Below are 22,732 nucleotides of genomic sequence, written 5' to 3' on the forward strand. Positions count from 1 at the left end.
CTCTCTAACGGGCAGCGGGCGGCGTCAAGTTGACGTCGGGAGCGGCAGCGGCGCCGCCCCCGACGGTGACGGCGTGGATCAGCAGCACCCGTCCTTGCGCATCAGCTCTCCGACCGCCAGCCAGTCGTCCCGCTCGGCCGCGTCGCCGCCGGGGGCCGCGGCGCGGCGTTCGCCCGTGCGCCGGGATGACGGCTCGAACTCGGCCACCAGGTCCTTCGTGGTGTACGGCGTTCCGCCGCGCAGCACCGCGACCGTCCGCACCATGGTGCGGAAGTCCGTGAACGGGTCGCCGTCGACCACGGTGAGGTCGGCGAGCTTGCCGGGTTCCACGGTCCCGAGGTCCCGTTCGACGCCGAACAGCCTGGCCGGGAGCACGGTCGCGGTGCGCAGCGTCTGCGCCGGGCTCAGGCCGCCGCGGTGCAGGGCGCGCAGCGCCAGGTGCAGCGAGAGGCCGACCGCGACGATGGGCTGGTCGGTGCCGAGCGCCACGAGGCCGCCCGCCGCCAGGACCCTGCGGTAGATGTCGGTCTCCGTGCGCAGCGTGTCCAGTTGGGCCTGGGTGGGCGGCGCCTGCGCCGTCTTCTTCACCAGCTCGGCGTCCCACGGCGCCATGACGGCGGTGACCCTCGGGTCGTCGGCGAGGCCCGGGTCCGCGCCGATCAGCGGCGCCGAGGTGAACGGCGTGGCGATCAGCGAGAAGCGGGCGCCCGGCGCGCTGTAGATCTCCACGACGTCGTCGTAGGCCCGGCCGGAAGCGGTGATCGCGTGGCCGAACTCGGCGCGCTGGGTAGCCTGCAGATGGCTCGTCAGGTCCTGGCCCAGTTGGATGCCCGGCGAGAGCAGATGGCCGCCGGTGCGCACCCCGAGCCGTTCGTGGGCGAACCTGGCGGCCTCCGCCATGATCCAGCCCGGTGCGCGGACGTAGGTCTTGACGAAGTCCCAGTCGAGGGCGGCGGCCCGGTCGAGGGAGCGGCGCAGACCCGCGCGGGTGGTGTGCGCCCGGCCCATGCTGTACGCGACCCGGGCGCCGTCGAGGAGTTCGCCGGTGGTCAGCAGCCGTGGTCCGGCGAGCTGGCCGGCGGCCACCGCCTCGCGGATGCGCGCCTGTTCGTGGGCGAAGCCGCCGAGGGAGACCGCCGTGGTGATGCCGTAGGTTAGCTGGCCCACGGTCTGGCGCCCGCCGTAGGTGCTCTGCCAGGGGTGGGTGTGGGTGTCCCAGAGCCCGGGGACGACGGTGCGGTCCGAGGCGTCGACGCTGTGCTTCGCGGCCGAGTGGCGGGCGGCGCTGTGGGGTTCGACGGCGCTGACGCGTCCGGCGTGGACCACGATGTCGACGTCGTCGCGCACGGTCTCCCCCGTGCCGTCCCAGAGCCGTCCCGCGTGCACGACCGTGTCGGCGGGTGTGGGCCTGCGCGCGTCCAGGGGGACGCGGACGGTGCGCGCGGCGCCGCCGTCGACGCCGATCAGGCGCAGCCGGGTGCCGGAGAGGTAGAGGAGCGTCCGGGAGTCACCCGACCAGGAGGGGTGGTCGGCGGCTTCGCGGGTGAGCGTGCGCAGGGGGCCGCGCGGGGTGCCGTCGGGCGTGACGGGCAGCAGGCAGAGCGCGGACTCGACGATCACGGCGAGCCATCGGCCGTCGGGCGACCAGAGGGGCCCTGAGGCGTACCGGTCGGAGATCGAGGTGTGGGGTGCGACGGCGTGCAGCCGGTCGGCGCCGGTGGTGGCGTCGACGACGCGGATGAGGTTGTAGCCCTCGCGGAAGCGGAGGTTGAGCCGGTTGCGGTCGCAGAGCACGAGGTGGCGGCCGTCGGGCGACCAGCTGGGCCTGCCGGGCAGACCGCCGCCGCCGAGCGGGGTGACGAGGACGCGTTCGGTGCCCGCCGCCAGGTCGCGCACGATCAGCTTGCCGGTGAGGTCGAGGCAGGCGAGCCGCTTGCCGTCGGGCGAGAGGGCGGGGTGCACGCGGCCGCCCGTCGCGAGCGCGCTCTCCTCGCCGGTGGCCAGGTCGTGACGGCGTACGCCGAGCAGTCCGTCGCGATCGTCGGCGTAGACGAGGGACTTGCCGTCGGGGGCCCACGCCGGGCCGAGGAGGTAGTGGGTGGCGGCCGCCTTGTGTAGCCGTCGGGGCGGTCGGCCGCCCGATGTGTCGGCCAGCCAGAGCGAGTTGAGGGCGGCGAAGGCGATCTGCCGTCCGTCGGGCGAGAGCGCGGGCAGGTGGATGCCGCGCACGGGCCGCGCACGGCCCTGGCCGAGGTCGTACTCCTTGACGCGGTAGCGGGGCCGGTCCACGGGGAGCGTGGCGTCGAAGGGGATGGTCTCCGTGGTCGTGGGTCTGTCCGGCCGTACGAGGGTGAAGCGCCCGTCCACGGTGAGGAGCAGGCGCCCGTCCGGTGCCCAGCGCGGAGGCACGGGCGCCACGTCCCCGTCGACGGCGACGGGCTCGCCGTCGACGACCAGGGTGCAGGAGCCGTTCGGCGACGCGGTGGTGCGCAGGTAGGCGAGGCGCCCGCCGCCCGTCTTTCCTTCCCCCTCGCCCCCGGAGAGGGCGGGGGTCATCACCTGCGCGGCGACGGTCTCGGTGTGGACGACGGTGACGGGGCCCGTGCCCGTGGCATCGACCGCGGCGACGGTCCGGGAGTCCAGGCTCGTGCCCTGGGGCGTGGTGACGGGCGTCCCCCGGACGAACAGGATCCGCTTCCCGTCGGGCGACCAGGTGGGGTCGAAGTCCTCCCAGGCCCCGTCCTGAAACGGCCCGTCCTGTCCGGGAAGGCCGGTGACGCGCGTCAGCCGACCGCTGTCGAGGTCCAGGACGTGGATGCGGTACGGGCTGCCCTTGACGGGGTCGCCGCCCCGTTCGGAGGCGAAGGCGATGCGGGTGCCGTCGGGCGACCAGGCGGGCCCCCGGTCGTCCCAGGGCCCTTCGGTACGCTGCCGCAGCCGCGTGCCGTCCGGGCGTACGGTCCAGATGTGGAAGCCCCCGCCCTGGTAGGCGCAGAACGCCACGAGTTCGCCGTCCGGGGCGTGCACGGGCCGGTTCGGTTCGAGCCCCGCGGGGGTGAGGGGCACGGCCTCTCCGCCGGTGCGCGGCAGCGACCAGAGCGTGGCCTGGGCCTCCGCGACGAGCCGGTCACCGGCGGGCGCGAGCGTCGCGGCCGCGTTGGTGCCCCGGCTGAAGGAGAGGGCGATCTCGGTGTCCGGCCTGGCGAGGGCCGGTGTGGCGCCCAGTGCGGTGATCGCTCCCGCGGCGCCGGTGGCGCCCGCGGCGAGGAGCAGTTGACGACGGGACAGAGGCAACGCGGCGTTGTTCCGCTCACAGTCCATGACAGAGCACACTCGCGCATCGCCCGCGCCACGGGCAACACCCCGGGGGCGACGGCGCGCCACCCGGCGACCGGGACGGCCTCGTCGCGGCCCCGCGTCAGCGGTGCCGCTCGATGAGGGCCCGCGCCATCGCCTGTGCCCGGTGGGCCGCTTCGGTGTCGCCCTCCGCCGCCGAGATGATCGAACCCTTCATCAAGATGTGCCAGGACCTGGCGAATCCCTCGGCGTCACGCAGCCCGGCCTCCTCGGCCATGCCGCGCACCAGGTGTCGGATCGTCTCCAGATGGGCGATGCCCGCCTGCCCGAGCGGGTGTTCCCTGCCCATCTCCAGCAGGATGTTGATGAAGGCGCACGCGTCGAAGTCGTCACCGCGGAACCACTCGTCGAAGACGTCGAAGATGGCGAGGAGACGCTCCTCCGGCGTCCCGCCGCGCCGTCGGGCTCCCGCCACGACCCTCCCGAGCGTCCACTCCTGTTCCCTGCGGTCGAGGAAGGCGAGCACCAGGTCGTCCTTGGAGGGGAAGTGGCGGTAGAGCGTCGCCTTGGCGACCCCGGACCGCGCGACGACCTCGTCCACGCCCACGTCACGGATGCCGCGCCGCGAGAAGAGTGTGTACGCGGTGCTCAATATCCTTTCGCGGGGCGGAGGTCGGGGCGTCCCCGGCCTCGGGTCGCTGTCCATAATCCTCCAGATTAGTCCTGGACAGGGCCCCCTTCCGCTGCCATCGTGAAGGAAAAGGGCAGGAAGACAGACCAGTCTCTCTTCCCGTCCCGGGCCACGACTCCTCACCGCGCGGACCACTCCAGGCTCCCGGTGTGCAGCACCAACCGTCAGGGCGGCCACCGCGGGAGACACCGGCCGCCCGACCACCGCCGGGAGCCGCCCGGCGAGTGGGCGGCGGGCTCCCTGGCGCGCCCCTCCCACCAGGTGAGCCGCCCCCCGCTCGCCGGTTCAGGTGCGGGGCGTGCCCGCGCCCTCCAGGTCCTTCTTGAGGTTCCCGAGGGTCCTGTCGATGTTCCCTGCCTGGAACACCGCGAAGGTCTGCCCGCCGGTGGCGATCCGGTCGAAGGCGTTGGCCACGACATCGGGCCAGCGGCGGCGGTCGTCCGTCCAGGTCTCGGTCACCCGTGTCGATGACGCTCCGGCTCCCGTCTCCCCCGGTCCCGCGTCCGCGGGGCCCGCGTCCTCGAAGCGGTACTCCCAGGTGGCGATGGGAGCGCGCAGCCGGGGCCGCTTGAGTCCGATCGCGTGCACGCGGAAGGCGAAGCTCCTGCCGGGATCGGAGGCGGTCACCGTGCAGCGCGTGGTCCAGCGGAACGCCCCGCGCTTGTTGTGCCCGTCGAAGACCAGGCCGACACGGGCCGGTTCGTCGCGTCCCTCGACGGTGGCGCCCAGGTTCTCCGGGCTCCACCTGCCCATCCGGGCGGGGCGGCTGACCTGCTCGTACACGGCCTTGGGCGACGCCTGGACCACGATGCTGCGGGACACGGTGAACGTACGGGTCATGGAATGCTCCGTTCCTCGGAGGCCATGACCCTACCGGCCGGTAAGGTCGGCGGGAAGTCCGCTCAGCGTCCGCGCCGAGCGGGGCCTCGCGGTGCGGGACCGCCCGACGTACGGAGGTTGCCGACCGTCTTCAGGAGCCGGTCGGCGCGCTCGCGCAGCGCGGGATGGGCCAGGACCGTGTTGCGCAGCCCGCGCACGGGTCGGCGCCACATCCGGTGCGCGGTGGCCACCGGGTGGGTCCTGCTCGCGAACCCCTCGCCCACGCGCAGCTCACGGGTCTTGAGCCAGTCCTTGTACTCCTTGTCGCCGCGCCCCATGTCCATCACGCGGACCCCGTCCCTGCCCGCGGCCTCGGCCATCCGCAGGTGCATCATCAGGCCCGGCGAGTAGTAGCTCAACTCGGGGTCGTACGCGGTGAACCAGGCCGCGAAGACCGTGCGCGAGGCCGGGCCGAAGTGGGCGGCGACCGGCCGGTCCCCCGCGTAGACCACGGAGAGGACGCCGGTGAAGTGCTCCTCGCGGACCTGGAACAGGTCGTCCACCAGGTCGACTATCCACGGCTTGGCGAACCGGTCCATGCGGCCCGTCCTGCGGTACTGCGCCGACTTCCACCGCATGAGGGTGCGCAGCGCCTTCGGGTCCCGCTCGTCGTAGACGAACCGCACCTCTCCGTGGTCGCGGCCCAGGCGGCGTTCCTTCTTCAGCGTCGTCTTGGCAAGACCCGGGTAGGCGCCCCGCAGCCACTGCGGGTAGCTCTCGTCGCCGACCTTGAGGTCGAGCACCGGAGAGGCGAAGGTGCCGGTGACGGAAGCGGCGAACGGCTGTTGCTCCTCGACCAGGTGGTCGAACTCGAAGACCGCGAGTCCGCAGGCGCGCAGCAGTTCCCCGGTGTCCCAGACGACCCCCGGGCGGTGCACGAGCGCCTGGCAGTCGGAGAGGCCGAGCGCGATGGCCCTGCCGACGCCGAACGCGGTGCGTTCGAACGGCAGGAAGCCGACGGGCTCGCCGTTCTCGCGCAGGACCGCCACTCTCGCCCCGCCGCGGTGTCTGGCCACGCCTGCCGCGAACTCCGGCGCCAGGAACGGGTTGGCGTACACCGGCGACAGGTCCATCGTCCGGTGCCAGGCCAGACGCAGCGCGGGGCTGAGCTCGTCGGGTCCGTGCAGAGTGACGTCCATCTCAGCTCGTCCGCCTTCCCGTGACGCGCCGGCCGCGTCCGAACCGTACACACGTGTCATGGGAGACGACGTGCCGCGAGTGGTGGGTTCCCCGTTCCGCGCCACTCACGGCCCTGACTTTCCGTACGGCTCAGGCGGCGTAGCCCTTCGGCGGGATCAGGCTGGCGAGTTGGTCGAAGGAGAGCCAGTAGATCTGGTTGCCGCCGAAGGAGGCCGGGTCGGCGATGAGGACCGTGCGGTTCGCGTCGTCGTAGCCGATCACCGTGAAGTAGTGGTAGATCGTCTGGTCCGACGGGTAGCCGGGCGGCTGGTTGCCGGGCGGGGCGACGATGTTGGCGACGATCGGGTAGTTGTTGTCGATGTCCAGGACGACGTCGCGCCACAGCAGGTCCTTCTGGGCCTGCGTGGGCGGGTCGTTCGGCATCTCCTTGGTCTCGTACCAGCCGGTGCCGAGGTTGGCGTTGAGGACGCCGGTCACCTGACCGATGTGATCGGTACCCGCCTCGGTGGTGCCGAGCTGCGCGGCCAACGCGCCCTGCCCCGGCGGGGCGATGCGGGCGGACAGCGCGATGCGGGTCGCGGCGGGACCGCACCAGTAGCCGGTCTCCTGGACCTGGTAGTCGACGTCCAGCGTGTGGGCGCTCCTGGTCCGCGCCCCGTCGACGCGCAGCCGGGTGCCGGGCTCGTTCTGCCCGCTGACGACCGCGGTGCCGGCCTTCGAGCCGTGGCCGAGCACGGACGCCGCGTGCGGGGGCGTCGGCGCGGGGTCGGTCTGGGCTGCCACCGGGGTGACGAGGGCGCCGAAGGTGACCGTGGCGAGCGCGGCGAGCGCCGTGGAGCGAAGTCTCTTGCGCATACGGGCTCCTGAGAGGGATGAAGGGGTGGGCGGCTCAGGGAATGGGCGGGACCGAGGGGCCTTCCTGGGCGAGCAGGTCGCGGGCGAACTGCTCCCACTGCGCGTAGCGGTCGGGGTAGGCGGAGACCTGGACCGCCTGGCAGACCTCGCCGGGCGGCATGGTCTGCCAGCCGTCGATCTGGATCAGGCCCGGGTTGCTGCCGAAGGGGGCCACTCCGTAGAAGGACTTGGACGAGGTGGGCACGTCGGTGATCTGTTCGGGCGTGCCCCATCCGGTGCTGGGGCGCTGCTGGAAGATGCCGAGCGAGTCGTGGTCCACGGGGGTCAGGTAGTTGACGAACTTCGACTCCTGCATGGCGGTCATCAGCGCGATGACCTGGCCCTGCTCGGGGATCTGGGCGCCCTTGCCGACGCCGATGACGGTGCGGGCGTTGGCGAGCTCCTCCGGGCCGAGGTCGGCGGCGGTCCGGAAGGTCCTGTGCAGTTCGGCGTCGGAGGCGTCCCGCAGGGCTCTGGCGGTCGCGGAGTCGACGGAGCCGGTCCTGGGCAGCCCGTGCCGGGCCTGGAACCGCTCAAGGCCGTGTCCGGGGGCCGCCGTCGAGGCCCCGGCGGGGGCGGGCGTACCGGCATGGGCCGCGCCGGGCGCGGCGAACAGGGCGCCGACGGCGGCCAGTGTGGCGACAACGGCCGCCGGGCGTAGGGGAGTTCGGTTTCGGTCGGTGCGCATCGCCACTCCTTCGTCGGATCGTCGACGCGTCCCCGGCCCGCGCAAGGGAGAAGCGCTCGCGGCCGACCGCCAGGTGCGCGCGCCAACCGCGCACCTGGCAGGGGCTGTTGATCCACGGACGGTGGGGGACGCGCGTGTCACAGCCCGGTCAGCTTCCTTGCATGCTCATGCCATACGCAACCGATGAAAGCCCAGGCTTACGGACGCGGCCCGGGGGCTGGTGCAGCTGTGCGGCATCCGCGCCCGTGCGGCTAGCCGCCGTCGCCGCGCTCACAACTGCGCAGCAGCGCACGCCCTTCCGCGGTCGCCACGTGCAGCGACCGCCCGGCCCTGCGCACCGTGGTCACCAGACCCGCCGCGCGCAGCACCTTCATGTGCTGGCTCACCGCGGGATGGGTCACGTCCAGGTGGCGGGCGAGCTCGACCGTGCACGCACCGGTGCGGACTGCCTTGAGGACGGCGGCGCGGGTGTGTCCGACGAGCGCGCCGAGCGCGCTGTCGTCCGTGCGGCCGTCAGCCGTCGCACGCGTCCAGTCCATGTCGTGGTCGATGGGGTACACCAGGACGGGCGGCAGCTCCGCGTCGGCGAGCGTGATGGGCGTGGGCCAGCAGAAGAACGACGGCTGGAGGGTGAGCCCGCGACCGTCCAGGCGCAGCTCGTGGTCGACGGGGTAGTCGACTTCCCACACCGGTGAGCGCCAGCGGAATTGAGGACCGAGACCGGCCAGCAACCCTTCCGTGCCGCCCTCCATGAGACTGCGCACGCGCAGCATCCGGTCGGCGTCGACGTGGGCGTGGACCCGCCTCCAGAAGGGCGCGAGCGCCTCCAGGTGGTACGTCTGGACCGCCCGCCCGAGCCGCTTGAGGGTGACTCCGTCGCCGCCCGCGAGGGACTCCGTCCAACCGGGCAGTCTGCGCGAGGCGGCCACCCGTCGCAGGTCGGCACGGAGCCGCGGCCTCGGTGTGCGCACCAGCGCGTCCACCGCGGCCTCCAGCGTCGTGCCGCCTCCGAGCGAGGGGGTGAGGAAGTCCGGCGAGTTGCCGTGCGGGGGCAGCAGGGGCGAGAGGAGCCGGGAGCTCTCCGAGAGGCGCGGTCTCGCCCATCTGCGCCACTCCCCGAACTCCCGCGCACCGTCCCGCCGTTGCAGGGTCTGCACGCTGTTGCTGATCTCCCACAGGTGGTCGGGACCCGACGCGATGCGTACCCGCGTCAGGTCCTCGGACGTGAAGTGCACCCGAAGCATCGTTCCTCGCTCCCCCGTGCCCGCGCTCGGCGCCGTGGCGACCGCGGCCCGTCGCCGCGGCGGGTCCCAGGCGATCGCCGCGGGGCGGGTGCTGTCAAGACGTCGGGGTGGGCGTCGTCGTGACATCGGGACTGATGTCGTCAGGGCGTCGAGGCAGGTGTCGTCGTGGCATAGGGACAGTCGACGTCAAGGCGTCGAGGCGGGTGCCGTTATTGCTCGCGGATTTCCCCGCCCGCGACGACTTTCCCGCGCTTCCCGGATTTTCCGCTCTCCCCGGATTTCACCGCGCCTTTCCTCGCGCGCCGAAGAACACCCCCCCCTCCGGCCGTCGCCACTGACGCGGGATTCCTTCCCGAAATGGCAATGACTCGCCCGCCCGGCTTGCCCTTTCGTACCTTTCTGCCTGCCCGTTCGGACAGGCCGCACGTCGTGGGGCCCCGAGTGTTGAAGCTCGTACGACTGGCCATTGACAGGTTCCGAGGCATTGATCAATCATCGCGTTTGAAGGTCGGCACGTGCATTACGGGACCGCAGTGAAGCGTTGAGGGACAGCTTTTGAGCTCGGCAGACCCCGCCGGGCGATATCCCGTCACCCACCGTGAACCGGGTTCCCTCGGAGTGGAGAGTAAGCCTTGCCCGCGAACCAAGAGTTCCGCAATTCCCCCACCGGACACTCGGCTGTGACGCGGAGCGAGCCCTCCGCCGTGCCGCCCGCGGACCGCACCGCGCCACTGGAATTGTCCTACGCGCAGCAGCGGTCGTGGTTCCTGGCGCAGATGCGGACCGCGAGCGAGGCACACCACCTGCCCCTGGCAGTCGAGTTGGAGGGCACCCTCGACCGCACGGCACTCGGGCGCGCCCTGGACGCGCTGAGCGCACGGCACGAGGTACTGCGCACCCGCTTCACCACGGTGGCGGGCACGCCCTTCCAGGAGATCGGTCCGGCCGACACGGGCTTCCCGCTCGCCTTCCACGACCTCACCGACCGCCCGGACGCGGAAGAGCGACTCGGCGCGCTCCAGCGGGAGGAAGCCACCGCGACCTTCGACCTGGCGCGCGGTCCGCTGGCCCGAGGCCGCCTGATAGCCCTCGGCGCCGAGCGCCACGTCCTGCTCCTGACGCTCCACCACAGCATCACCGACGCCCGGTCGCTGAGCGTCCTGACGCGCGAACTCGGCGCGCTCTACACCGCGTTCACCGAGGGCGCGGCCGACCCGTTGCCGCCGCTGTCGGTGCAGTACGCCGACTACGCCGCCTGGCAGCGACAGTGGCTGACCGGAGCTGCCGCGGAGCAGCAGCGCGCCTACTGGCAGGGGGCCCTCGCCGGATCGCCCGCGCTTCTCGAGCTGATCACCGACCGGCCGCGCCCGGCCGAGCAGGACTTCCGCGGCGGCCGGGTGCCGCTCGCCTTCGACGAGGAACTCACCGCGGCGCTGGAGGAACTCGCGCGACGCCACGGCTGCGCGGTGTCCACGGCCGTCCTCGCCGGATGGGCGCTGACCCTCTCCCGCCTCTCGGGGCAGACCGACGTGGTGATCGGCACGCCCACCGCCCGGCGTCGGAGCGCCGAACTCGACGGCCTGATCGGCCTCTTCGCCAACACGCTGGCCCTGCGCGTCGACCTCTCGGCCGAGCCGACGGTGGCCGAGCTCCTCCGCCGCGTGACGGAGGTGTCGCTCTCGGCGCGCGACCACGAGGACCTGCCGTTCGAGCAGGTCGTCGACGTGGTGAATCCGGAGCGCAGCCTCGCCCACACCCCGCTGTTCCAGGTGTTCTTCGACTGGCGGAGCGCCGGGCGGGACGAGCTGACGCTGCCGGGCGTGACGGCTGCGCCGCTCCCCTCGCCGTACACCGCCGCGAAGTTCGACCTGACGCTGTCCCTGGCACAGCACGACGGCCGCGTCGAAGGCGATCTGGAGTACGCCGCCGCGGTCTTCGACGCGGCGACGGCCGAGCGCTTCGGCCACCAACTGGGCCTGGTCCTGCGCCAGATGACCGAGGACCCGGAGCGGCCCGCTGCCGCCCTCACGCTCCTCGACGAGCAGGAGCGCCGACGGATCCTGACGGGCTTCAACGACACCGAACGGCCCGGCGATCCGGCCGGTCTCGTCGAACGGTTCGAGACGCAGGTGCGCGAGCGGCCCGAGCAGGCCGCCGTGGTCCACGAGGGCGAGCAGCTCGACTTCGCCACCCTGGAGCGGCGTGCCAACCGTCTGGCCCACGCCCTGATCGCGCGTGGTGTGCGCACCGACGACGTGGTCGGCCTGCACCTGGGCCTCTCGGTGGACCTGGTCGTCGCCATGCTGGGCATCCTCAAGGCGGGCGGAGCCTATCTGCCGCTCGATCCCGCGCTGCCGCAGGAGCGGCTCGCGGGCATGGTTGCGGACGCCGGGGCCTCCCTGGTCCTGACCGATGCCGCGGCGCCGCCGGACGGCTGGCCGACGCTCGCCGAGGTCGAGGCCGAGGGGGCCCGCGAGGATGCGCCGGGGATCGGTTTCCGCCCGGACAACCTGGCGTACGTCATCTACACCTCGGGCTCGACCGGCCGTCCCAAGGGAGTGGCCGCCACCCACCGGGGCATCCTCAACGTCCTCGACAACTGGATCGCCACGTTCGGTACGACGCCCGGGCTGCCCTCGGCGATGTGGCCGAGCTTCGCCTTCGACGCGTCGATCCAGGAGTTCCTGCTGCCCCTCACCAGCGGCGGCACCCTGGAACTCGTGCCCGGGGAGGTGCGCCACGACCCCGAGCTCCTGACGGGCTGGCTGCGCGAGCGGCGCATCGTGGAGGTGTTTTTGCCGCCCGCGTACATCAAGTGGTTCTGCGAGGCGCCCGAGGAACGCCTGGCGGGTCTCGCGCTGCGCTTCATCCACAGCGGTCTCGAATCCCTGCCCGAGGACGGCCTGCACCGCCTCGAACAGACGCTGCCCGGGCTGCGCATCCTCTACGGCTACGGGCCCACCGAGACCGCGCTGTACTGCACCGCGTACCCCGACATCCGGCCGATCGCGCGCCAGTCCCCCATCGGCTCGCCGATCGCCAACATGCGCACCTACGTGCTCGACGAGCGGCTCCAGCCGGTGCCGGTGGGTGTCGTGGGCGAGCTGTACGTCGCGGGCGCGGGCACCGCGCGCTGCTATCTGAGCCGCCCGGGAGCGACCGCCGAACGCTTCGTCGCCGACCCCTTCGTCCCCGGTGAGCGCATGTACCGCAGCGGCGACCAGGCCCGCTGGCTGCCCGAGGGGCATCTCGTGTACGCCGGTCGCAACGACCACCAGGTCAAGCTGCGGGGCTTCCGCATCGAACCGGGCGAGATCGAGGTGACGCTGCTCGATCAGCCGGGCGTCGTGGAGGCCGCGGTCCTCGCCGACCGGGACGAGGCGGGCGACCAGTTCCTGGTGGCCGCCGTCGGCGTCGGAGACGCCGCGCCCCGGTCCTACGCCGACTGGCGCGCCGCGCTCGGGCAGCGGCTGCCCGCCTACATGATCCCGGCGTTCTTCGTCGAACTGCCGCAGTTGCCGCTGACCACCAACGGCAAGCTCGACCGCGCGGCCCTGCTCGCCAAGGCGCGCGCCGACCGCCCCGTGCAGGTCAACCAGGCAAGTCCGCGCGACCACATCGAGCTGGCGCTGTACCGGATCTGGCAGCGCCTACTGCTGCAGACCGAGATCGGCATCAGCGACAGCTTCTTCGACGTCGGAGGCACCTCGATCTCCGCCATCAAGCTGGCGCACGCCGTCCGCGAGGAGTTCGGCGAGACGCTGCCGGTCCGCGACATCCTGCAGCACCCGACCATCGAGGCGCTGGGCGAGCGGCTGCGCAGGGGCGCGTCGGGGCCGCCGCCGAGCAACCTCCTGGAGCTCCGCGCGGGCGAAGGACAGGCGCGGGTGGTCTGCGTGCACCCGGCGGGCGGCACCGCGTTCTGCTACCTGTCGCTCGCCAAGGCCCTGCCGGAATCCGTCGGCGTCCAGGGCATCCAGTCGCCCGGCGTCAACCCCGGCGAGGAGTTCCTGCCCTCGGTCGAGGCCATGGCCGAGGCGTACCTGAAGCTCATCGAGCCCCTGCCGGACGGGCCGCTGGTCCTCACCGGCCTCTCCTACGGCGGCCTGGTCGCCCACGAGATGGGGCGCCGCCTCGCCGCGGCGGGACGCGAGCGACTGAGCGTCGTGCTGCTCGACACGCAGGCCACGGACGATCCGGTGCTGCGCGTGCCCACCGAACCGGTGGGCATGGCGGAGTTCCGCGACAAGCTCATCAAGTTCAACGGCATGTACCCCGGCATCGACGACCGGCAGATCGAGCAGTACCACCACATCTACAACCACAACCTGCACACCTCGCGCGACCACGTCCCCGCGTCCACCACGGCACGCACGGTCCTCCTCGAGGCCGTCGAGGGCACGACGGACGAGATGCTCGGTGCCGTGCGGGAGTTCTGGCGCCGCCGCGCCGAAGGCGAGTACGCGGTCGAGTCGGTGAAGTGCGACCACTGGGAGATGCTGGAGTCCTCGGAGGTCCTGCGGGCGGCGGCCACGATCGAGGCCGAGCTGGCACGGCTCACGGAGTCCGGTTCGGCCCGGGCCCGAGCCCGGGAGAGCTGATGAGCACCGCGCCGCGCCCCGCGGCCCGCGTTCCGGCCGACGGCCTCGCCCGGGCCGTGCTCCGGCGGGCGCGCCGGCATCCGTCCGCCCTCGCGCTCGTCGACGGCGCGCACCGCATGGACTACGCGGACCTCGACGCCGCGAGCGCGTCCGTCGCCGCCGCGCTGCGCGGCCATGGCGTACGTCCCGGCCAGGCGGTCGCGGTCTGCCTGCCGCGCTCCTGGCAGCTGGTCCCCGCCATGCTCGGCATCCTGCGCCTCGGCGGGGTAGTGGTGCCGCTCGACGCCCAGAGCCCGCCCGACCGGCGACGGCACATCCTCACCGACTCGGCCTGCGTGGCGGTACTGCACGCGGACACGGAACCGGACGCCCTGCCGCCCGGCGTCCGTCCACTGCCGGTCGCGGAGTTGCTCGCGTACGGAGACGCCACGGTCGCCGACGTCTCCCCGCCCGCGCGGCAGGAGGGCGACGCGCCGGTCTCCTTCGTCTTCTACACCTCGGGCACCACCGGCCGTCCCAAGGGCGTCGAGGTCCTGGACGCGGGGATCCTGCGCCTGGCACGGCCCGGCTATCTCCGCATCGACGAGGGCGCGCGGTACGCGTGTCTGTCCAATCCGGCCTTCGACGCGATCAGCTTCGAGGTTTGGACGCCGCTGCTCACCGGCGGCTGCTGCGTGATCCTCGGCGACGAGACGGTACAGACCCCCGACGTGCTCGCGGCGGAGCTCGCGCGGCTGCGCGTCGACGTCCTGTTCATGACCGTGGCGCTGTTCAACGCGGTGGTCGACAAGGCGCCGCACTGCTTCTCGACCATCGGCCAGGTACTGGTCGGCGGAGAGCAGTTGAACGCCCGGCTGATCCGCCGCTGGTACCGCGACAATCCCGAGAGCGCCACCCGGCTCCACAACGTCTACGGCCCCACCGAGACCACCACCTTCGCACTCTGCCATCCGATCCCCCGGGACTTCGACGGCGACGTGGTGCCGATCGGGCGCGCGCTGCCGGGCACCGAACTCCTGGTGACGGCGGACGGCGACCGGATCGCGGGCCCCGGCGAGGTGGGTGAACTCTGCCTCGCGGGCGCGGCGTTGGCGGCCGGGTACCGCAACCTCCCCGAGGAGACCGAGCGGCGCTTCGTCACCCTGGGAGGCCCTGACGGCGGCTCGGCCCGCCACTACCGCACCGGCGACCTGGTGCGGCTCGACGAGGCGGGTGACGTCGAGTACGTCGGGCGCGCCGACCGGCAGGTCAAGGTCCGCGGCTTCCGCGTCGAACCGGGCGAGCTGGAACGGCAGATCGTGGCCCACCCCGCCGTACGCCAGGCATACGTGTGCACACGTCGCGACGCGAGCGGCGTCAACGAACTCCTCGCCTACCTGGTGCTCGGCGCCGAGCTGTCCTTCGACGACTTCGACCGGCACGTGGCCGCCGCGCTGCCCGCCTACATGCGCCCGCACCGGGCCTATCTGGTCGACGAGTTGCCGCTCAACGCCAACGGCAAGGTCGACATGGCCGCGCTCCTCGCACGGGACGACGCGCCCTGGCGGCGCGACGGGGCGGGGGACGCGGACCTCACCCCCTGGCAGCGCGAGGTGCTCGACCTGGCCGAGCAGGTCCTCGGCGTGGACGGGCTGCGTCTGGCCGACCGCTGGATAGCGGTCGGCGGCGACTCCCTCAAGGCGCTGCGGCTGCGTTTCGAGGCCCGGCGCCGCTGGGGCCGCGAGGTGCCGCAGGCGCTGATCCTGCGCGGCGACTTCGCGCGGTTGGCCGAGGCGGCGGCCGAGGGGGGCTCACCGTATCCGGCCCCGGCCGAGCCGACGGACGCGCGCTCGGCGCCCGCGACGGCCGAACAGGAACGGCTGTGGCTGCTCCAGCAGCGGGACCCCGCCTCCCGCGCGTACGACGTGCCGCTGGTCTTCCGCGTCGACGGCGAGGTCGACACCGCCGCGCTCCGACACGCGCTGCGCCGCGTCGTGGCACGCCATCCGGCACTGCGCACCGCCTTCGAGGCCACGCCGGGCGGGCTGCGCCAGGTGGTGGCGGAGCCGTACGACCCGTGGACGGAACTGCCCGAGCCGCTCGGCCACTCCCAGCAGGAGCGGGGCGATCGCACCGACGCCTTCTTCGCCGAACCCTTCGACCTGGCCGACCCTCGGCTGTTCCGGGCGAGCTGGCTGCCGCGTCCCGACACCGGCGGCGGCGAGTTGCTGCTGCGTCTGCACCACATCGCCGTCGACGGCTGGTCGCTCAACGTGCTGTTCGGCGAACTCTCCGCCGACTACGCCGCCGCCCCGCACGACGGCGAGGTCGAGGGACAGCACACGGCGCCCGTCCCGACCCCGCTCGACTTCGCGGCCTGGCAGGCCGCGTGGTTCAGCCACGAGGGGTATCGCGCACAGCGCGCCGAACTGAGCGCTCACTACGCGACGTCGGAGGCCAGGGACGAGCCCCTGGGGCACATCCATCCGGTGGACGGGCCCGCGGGGCGTCTCCTGCGCGACTCGCTCGACCCGGGACGTCGCTCCGCGCTCGACCGGCTCTGCGCCGAACTCGGCCTCACCCGCTTCCAGTTGCTCCTGAGCGTCTACGCCTGGAGCCTGTACGGAGTCACGGGCGGGACGCGGCCGCGCATCGCGAGCCCCGTGGCCAACCGGCCCGTGCAGGAATTCGAGTCCGGTGTCGGCATGTTCGCCAACACCGTGCTGCTCCCGCTCGACGTGGCGCCGCGCGACGACCTGCGCCAACAACTGCGGCGGCACGGAGCCGCCGTGCAGTCGGTGCTCGACCGGCAGGACGTGTCACTCGCCGACGTGCTGGCCGACCGCGCGGACCACGGCTCTCCGTTCGACTTCCTGTTCGTCATGGAGAACACCGACTTCGACGCGCTGGCGCTGCCCGGCTGTACCGTCCGGCCCCGGTGGCGGCCACCGGCCGACGCGAAGTGTCCGCTGACCCTTTCGGTGGTCGAGCGGGGCACGGGCTTCGACTGCCTCTGGGAGTACGACGCCCGCCACTTCGACGCCGACGAGGTGGCGGCCCTCGCCGACCTGTTCCGGCGCGGCCTGGACCTGCTGACCGACCCCGCCCGGAGCACGCCCGCCGAGCTGGTGGAGCCCTACCGGCGCGCGCTGCCCGAGCCCGGCCGCGCCGCCGAGGTGGCGCCCGCTTTCCGTACGGTCGCCGAGGGCTTCGCCCGCGCCGTACGCCGTACGCCCGACGCCCCGGCGGTCGTGACGCCCGAGGGGCGCACCCTCACGTACGCCGAACTGGACGCGTACGCCGCTCAGTTGGCAGCCGAGCTGCGAGGGCTCTACCCGTCACTCCCCGACGACGACGGGCCGCGCAGTGTGGCCCTGTACTTCCAGCCGTCGGCCGAGCACGTGGTGGCGCTGCTCGCGCTGGCCCGGCTGAACCTGACGATCGTGCCGCTCGACCCCTCCTATCCGCCGGAGCTCCTTCGGCAGATCCTGGCGCAGGCGGAGCCGCTGTGCGTCCTGGTGCCGCGGGACGAAGCCCCCGATCCACTCGACGCGATCGCCCCGGAAGGGCCGCCGCGCCACCCGGTCGCCCTGTCGACCCACCCACCGCTGCCCGCCGACGCGCCCGAAACGGCGCCGCACGACGGACGGCGGCCGCTGTACACGCTGTTCACCTCAGGCTCCACCGGCACCCCCAAGGGCGTGCGGGTGCCCGACCGTACGCTGTGCAACCTGCTCCAGTGGCAGGCCGAGTCCGGCGACCTCGCGGCGCCCGCGGCCACCCAGCAGTTCTCCATGCTCTCCTTCGACGTCTCCTTCCAGGAGATCTTCGGCACGCTGTGCGGCGGAGGGCGGCTGCATCTGGTTCGCCCGGAGTGGCGCCATGACGTGCCCGCGCTGCTCGACCAGCTCGATGACGCGGGTGTCGAGCGCCTGTTCCTTCCCTACGTCGCGCTGCACCTGCTCGCCGAACACGGCGTACGACTCGGCCGTCATCCCTCGCGACTGCGTGACGTGGTCACCGCGGGCGAGCAGTTGCTGTGCACCGACGCCATCCGCCGCTGGTTCGCCGGGATGCCGGGCGCACGCCTGTTCAACCACTACGGCCCGACCGAGACCCACGTGGTCAGCGCGCTCCGCCTGGACGGCGACCCGGCCGACTGGCCGGAGCGCCCCGCCATCGGCGCTCCGGTGGCGGGCGCCTGGCTGCGGGTGGTCGACGAGGCCGACGAGCCGCTGCCGCCGGGCCGCACGGGTCGGCTGCTCATCGGCGGTCCGATGGCCGCGCCCTGCTACCTGGGGGATCCCTCCCTCAACGCGGACCGGTTCGTCGACCTGCCCGGCCTCGGCACCTTCTACCGCAGCGGTGACCTGGCCCGCTTCGACGGGGACGGTCTGCTGCACTTCCGCGGCCGGGACGACCAGCAGATCAAGCTGAGCGGTCACCGCCTCGAACTGGGGCAGGTCGAGGCAGCCCTGCTGCGGCACCCGGACATCGTGAACGCGGTGGTCGTACGCGACGGTGCGCGCCTGGTGGCCTGCGTGCAGTGCCGCGACGACGCTCCCGACCCCGACCCGGTGGACCTGGCGCGGCATCTGGCGCCACTGCTTCCGCCGTACGTGCGGATCGACCGCTTCCGGCGCGTGGCACGGTTGCCGCTCACGCCGAGCGGCAAGCTGGACCGGCGGGCGGCCGCGACCGTGCCGGGAGAGGAGCTTTCCGCCACCAGGCCGGGCCCCGGTGCGCGTCCGGCCCGCTCCGCGCGCGAGGCCCTGCTCACCGAGCTGTTCGCGTCGGTGGTCGGCAGGAGCATCGGGCCCGAGCAGCGCTTCTTCGACGCGGGCGCGACCAGCCTGGACCTGATGCGCTTCCATCTGCGCTGCACCGCCGAGCCCGGACTGACCTTCACCATCCCCGATCTGTTCGAGCACGTGACCATCCGCGACCTCGCCGGATTCCTGGACGGCCGAGACGTACCGGGTGAGCGGACGAGCGACGCCGACGAACCGGACCGGGTGGCGCCGGGCCCCGTCGACGAGCCCATCGCCGTCATCGGCATGGCGGTCCGGCTGCCCGGCGCCGACGATCTGGCCACCTTCTGGGAGATGGTGCGCGACGGCGGCAGGGGCGTGGAGCACTTCGAGGCGGCCGACGGCCTGGTCGGCGCCCGCAGTCAGATGTCGGGGCTCCTCTCCTTCGACCCGGAGCACTTCGGCATCAGCCGCCAGGAGGCGCGGCTGATGGACCCGCAGCAGCGGCATCTGCTGATGAGCTCCGTGCAGGCGCTCGCGCACGCCGGAATCGCCGATGCGTCGAGGCAGCGCATCGGACTCGTCGCGGGCTGTGGCGAGAACACCTACTTCCAGTCGATGCTGCGCCAGGTCGACCCGGAGCGGCTGCCCGACGGCTTCCAGCTCGCCCTCCACCACGAGAAGGACTTCCTCACCACCAAGGTCGCCTACCACCTCGACCTCTCGGGACCCGCCTTCACCGTCCAGGCGGCCTGCGCGAGTTCGCTGGTCGCGGTGCACGTCGCGGCGGGGCTGCTGCGGCAGGGCGACGCCGAGGTGATGCTGGCGGGCGGGGTCCTCGTCGACCGGCTGCTGACCGACGGCTACCAGTACCGGCCACAGCACATCTTCTCCGACGACGGGCACTGCAGGCCCTTCAGCGACGACGCCGGAGGCACCGTCGGCGCCAGCGGTGTGGGCGTGGTGGTGCTCAAGCCGCTGCGCCTCGCACGGCGCGACGGCGACACCGTCTACGCCGTGGTGACCGGCTCGGCCCTCAACAACGACGGTTCGGGCAAGCTCAGTTACAGCGCGCCCTCACTGCCGGGCCAGCGCGAGGTGATCCGCTCCGCGCTGCGCCGCAGCGGCCGGGACAGCGCGGACCTCGGCTACGTCGAGGCGCACGGCACCGGCACCCGGCTCGGCGACCCGGTCGAGGTCGGCGCGCTGCGTCAGGCCTTCGACCTGGACGAGTCGGGGCAGTGCGCCCTGTCCTCGGTGAAGAGCCAGATCGGGCACCTGGGCGCGGCGGCGGGCGTGGTCGGTCTGGTCCGGGCCGCGCTCGCGGTCCACCACGGCGTGATCCCGCCCAACGTCGACTTCCGGCGGCTCAATCCGCAGATCGGCGCCGACGCGGGACCGTTCTCCATCCCCACCGAGGCACTCCCCTGGCCGGAGGGACGCCCGCGCGTCGCCGCCGTGAGCAGCTTCGGCATCGGCGGCACGAACGCGCATCTGGTGCTCGAAGCGGACGACCCCGACCTTTCGTCGATCCCGCCGGTCCCTCAACTGGACGTATCGGGCTGCCTGTTGCTCTCCAGCAGCAGCACTCAGGCACTGCGCGCCGACGCCGCACGAATCGCCGACTACCTTCAGGCCAGGCCGGAGGAGTACGGCAGGGTGCTGCGGCATCTACAGGCAGGACGGACGCCGGGCCGCTGGCGTGCGGCCGGGGCCTGCGCCGACGCGGCATCGGCCGTGGCCTGGCTGCGTACGGTGTCGGGCGTCGAGGTGACACCCGGCGACGCGGACCCCGCCGCCCTGTCCGCCGAGGGCCGCACGGCCGAGGAGGTGGCCGACGCCTGGCTGTCCGGCCGGGCGATCCACTGGCCGTCCGGTCCCGCCCAGGCCCCCTGGGACTTCCCGCCGCCCGCCTTCGCCCTGTCCGAGTACGACATCGAACAGACGTCGACGACGATGCCCGGCCGGAACACCCACGCCGTCGGCGACCGACCGCAACGCCTCCCCGAGTCCGACTGGCTCCACCAGCCGCACTGGGTACGGCTGAGCCGCGCCACCACCGAAGCGCCGCATGTGCCCGGCGTGCTGGTCGCGATGACGGCGGAGCCGCTCGACGCCGACGCGGTCCGCGCTTTCGAGGCCGTATACGACCGGGTCGTCCGCGTCACCGCCGCCGACGCCTTCGCCCGGCTCGCGGACGACGTCTACGAAGTCGACCCCGCCGACCCGGAGTCGTTGCGCCGTCTCGTCGCCGAACTGGCCGCCGCGGGACCGGCCGGAGTCGACTGGCTGCACGCGCTGCCGCTCGCCGTGCGGGGTCCCGTCGGCGAGGACTCGCTCGAACGCGCCCGCTGGGCCTGCCTGGACACACCGGCCGCGCTGCTGCGGGCGGCGACCGGTCTTCCGTCGTCGGTACGGCTGCGGACCTGGTGGGTCTCGTACGAGGCGCAGCCGGTCGAAGGCACCGTCCAGCGGCCCGAGTCGGGGCTCCTCGCGGGCGCGGGCGAGGTCGCGCCGCAGGAAAGCGGCGTCGAAGGGCACTGGCTCGACCTGCCCACCGCGGACCCGGCCGACTGGGCGGCGTCCGTGGCGGCACTGCTCGCGGGGAGCGACCATGCCGCGGCGCTGCCCCGGCGGATCGCGCTGCGCCAGGGCTACTGGTGGCGCCAAGCGCTGCTCACGGTGGCCGCTCCCGCGCCGACGGCGCCCTCCGCGCTGCCCTCGGGCCCCGCGACGTACCTGGTGCTCGGCGGCACCGGCGGCATCGGCTGCGCCATCGCGGACTGGCTCCTCGCCCGCTCCGACTGCCGGGTCCTCCTGCTGTCCCGGCAGCCCCGGCTGCCCGCCGATCTCGCGCAGTGGGCGGACCGCGTCGACCTGGTGCGGGCCGACCTCGCCGGACAGACACCTGACGAGGTCCTAGCCGTGATCGAGGAGGTCACGGACCGCGTCGACGGTGTGGTGCACGCGGCGGGCGTGGCGGGCGGCGGCCTGCTCGCCCGTCGTGACGCCGCCGCGCTGCGCCGGGTCACGGACGCCAAGGCGCGCGGCGCCCTGCTCGTCGAGCGGCTGATCGCGCGGCACCGGCCCGCGTTCGCAGTGTACTGCTCGTCGATGGCGGCGCTGTTCGGCGGCGTCGGCCAGTTCGACTACGCCGCCGCCAACGGTCTCCTGGACGGCTTCGCCCGGCACCGCTCGGGCCCCGCGGAGACGACCCTGCGCATCGCCGTCGACTGGGACGTGTGGAGCGAGGTCGGCATGGCGCGGAACGCCCTTCACTCGGACGCCCGCCACCAGGCTCATCTCGCGGTCGGACTCGCGGTGAAGGAGGGCCGCACCCTCTTCTCGCGGGCGCTGCGGCTCCAGTTGCCGCATCTGATGGTCTCCACCACCGACATCGAGAAGGCGCGTACGTTCTACGCGCCGGGGAACGACGCGTCGTCCGCCGACAATGGCAGGGAGGGTGCCGCCCCGGCCCCCGCGAGCACCCCGGTCCCCGCGAGCACCTCGGCCCTCGCGGCCGCCTCGGCCCGGTCCGCCGGGGCGCGGCTCACCGCCCTGCTGTGCGATCTGCTCGGCATCGACGCCCTCGACCCCGACGCCTCCCTGTACGACCACGGCGCCGACTCCCTGACCCTGCTCGACCTGATCGCCGAGGTCGAGCAGCACCACGGCGTCTCCATCGAACTCTCCCGGCTCAGCCACCGGGTGAGCCTCAACGAGGTCCTCGCACGCGTCGCCGAGGCGGCCCCCGGTGCCGTGGACTCCTCCGACGATCCGGTCACCCTGGAGGTGTGGCAGGAGGGCACGGGCCGCGACCTGGTGTGCCTGATCCACCCGGTCGGCGGTGACATCCAGGCGTACCGCGCACTCGTGTCGGGGCTCGATCCACGGCTCACCGTCTGTCTGATCCCCGACCCCGCGCTGCGGCGGCCCGACCTCACCGCCTGGTCGACCACCGAGCGGGCGCGCCGCTACCGGGACGCGCTGCGGGCCCGCTTCCCGCACGGCGAGTGGCGCACCCACCTCGTGGGCTGGTCGTTCGGCGCCTGGGTGGCACAGGCCATGGCGGCCGGGGCGCGGGAGGCGGACCGGCCCTTCGACGGACTGCACCTGCTCGACCCGCCGCCGCCGGACGCCGCACCGCGCTTCCAGGAGTACGACGAGAGCCGGATCGAGGCGGTCTTCGCCCACGAGCTGAGCCAGTCGGGCTCCGGGGCACCCGCGGGCCCCCAGGCACAGGCGTACGCCGAGCGTCTCGCGCACTGCTGCCGCGCCAACCTGAGCGGCATGGCGCAGCACGAGCCGCCGCGCCTGTCCGGCACGCCGACCTGGCTGTGGCTGGCCTCCCGCCCGGTGCCCGAACTCCCGGCCCACGGCTCGCCGGAGCACCAACAGCGGCTGTGGCGGGAGCGGTTGGACGACCTCAAGGAGAGCCGACAGCTCGACGCCACGCATTACGACATCGTCAGGCCGCCGTGGGCGGTTACGGTGGCCGCCACGGTCAACGCGGCGTTCCCGTCACCGGTCGAGCCTCACTGACCGTCTCCACCGGGTCCGCCAGGGAG

At 73.2% G+C, this 22,732-nt stretch carries 9 protein-coding genes; 2 read left to right on the forward strand and 7 right to left on the reverse strand.

Annotation, left to right across the window (positions count from 1 at the left end):
- Positions 1–78: 78 nt before the first annotated feature.
- The 7 genes from KY5_RS01140 to KY5_RS01170 all read right to left on the reverse strand — a co-directional run bounded on the left by KY5_RS01140 (position 79) and on the right by KY5_RS01170 (position 8,833).
- Entirely contained in the window at positions 79–3,321 is a 3,243-nt protein-coding gene (locus KY5_RS01140) for an amidohydrolase family protein (protein WP_098240380.1), read from the reverse strand.
- 97 nt (positions 3,322–3,418) lie between these two features.
- Positions 3,419–3,949: a TetR/AcrR family transcriptional regulator gene (locus KY5_RS01145; RefSeq protein ID WP_234362571.1), complete on the reverse strand. Its 531-nt coding sequence runs from the start codon at positions 3,947–3,949 to the stop codon at positions 3,419–3,421.
- Positions 3,950–4,273: 324 nt separating this feature from the next.
- The gene (locus KY5_RS01150; protein WP_098240382.1) at positions 4,274–4,828 is read right to left on the reverse strand and encodes an SRPBCC family protein; all 555 of its coding nucleotides are present in this window, start codon (positions 4,826–4,828) and stop codon (positions 4,274–4,276) included.
- Positions 4,829–4,890: 62 nt separating this feature from the next.
- The gene (locus tag KY5_RS01155) at positions 4,891–6,006 is read right to left on the reverse strand and encodes a GNAT family N-acetyltransferase (protein ID WP_098240383.1); all 1,116 of its coding nucleotides are present in this window, start codon (positions 6,004–6,006) and stop codon (positions 4,891–4,893) included.
- Positions 6,007–6,136: 130 nt separating this feature from the next.
- Entirely contained in the window at positions 6,137–6,862 is a 726-nt protein-coding gene (locus KY5_RS01160) for a C39 family peptidase (RefSeq protein WP_098240384.1), read from the reverse strand.
- Between the two features lie 34 nt (positions 6,863–6,896).
- Entirely contained in the window at positions 6,897–7,589 is a 693-nt protein-coding gene (locus KY5_RS01165; protein WP_098240385.1) for a peptidoglycan-binding domain-containing protein, read from the reverse strand.
- 251 nt (positions 7,590–7,840) lie between these two features.
- Complete coding sequence (locus KY5_RS01170) at positions 7,841–8,833, reverse strand: ArsR/SmtB family transcription factor (protein WP_098240386.1); 993 nt, start codon at positions 8,831–8,833, stop codon at positions 7,841–7,843.
- A gap of 632 nt (positions 8,834–9,465) precedes the next feature.
- On the opposite strand from KY5_RS01170, the gene KY5_RS01175 reads away from it, so the two are divergent.
- Together KY5_RS01175 and KY5_RS01180 are read left to right on the forward strand one after the other, a co-directional pair.
- Entirely contained in the window at positions 9,466–13,434 is a 3,969-nt protein-coding gene (locus tag KY5_RS01175; protein WP_098240387.1) for a non-ribosomal peptide synthetase, read from the forward strand.
- On the forward strand, positions 13,434–22,706 hold the full coding sequence (locus KY5_RS01180) for a non-ribosomal peptide synthetase (RefSeq protein WP_098240388.1): 9,273 nt from the start codon (positions 13,434–13,436) through the stop codon (positions 22,704–22,706). Before KY5_RS01175 ends, KY5_RS01180 begins: the two co-directional genes overlap by 1 nt.
- The last annotated feature ends 26 nt before the right edge of the window (positions 22,707–22,732 follow it).

Origin of the sequence: Streptomyces formicae, from assembly GCF_002556545.1 — a bacterium.
In the GTDB taxonomy this organism is placed as follows: Bacteria; Actinomycetota; Actinomycetes; order Streptomycetales; family Streptomycetaceae; genus Streptomyces; species Streptomyces formicae_A.

Excerpts from the sequence above, each read along its gene's own strand:
- KY5_RS01140 (WP_098240380.1), bottom strand. The coding sequence starts at position 3,321 with ATGGACTGTGAGCGGAACAACGCCGCGTTGCCTCTGTCCCGTCGTCAA.
- KY5_RS01170 (WP_098240386.1), bottom strand. The coding sequence starts at position 8,833 with ATGCTTCGGGTGCACTTCACGTCCGAGGACCTGACGCGGGTACGCATC.
- KY5_RS01155 (WP_098240383.1), bottom strand. The coding sequence starts at position 6,006 with ATGGACGTCACTCTGCACGGACCCGACGAGCTCAGCCCCGCGCTGCGT.
- KY5_RS01180 (WP_098240388.1), top strand. The coding sequence starts at position 13,434 with ATGAGCACCGCGCCGCGCCCCGCGGCCCGCGTTCCGGCCGACGGCCTC.
- KY5_RS01165 (WP_098240385.1), bottom strand. The coding sequence starts at position 7,589 with ATGCGCACCGACCGAAACCGAACTCCCCTACGCCCGGCGGCCGTTGTC.
- KY5_RS01160 (WP_098240384.1), bottom strand. The coding sequence starts at position 6,862 with ATGCGCAAGAGACTTCGCTCCACGGCGCTCGCCGCGCTCGCCACGGTC.
- KY5_RS01150 (WP_098240382.1), bottom strand. The coding sequence starts at position 4,828 with ATGACCCGTACGTTCACCGTGTCCCGCAGCATCGTGGTCCAGGCGTCG.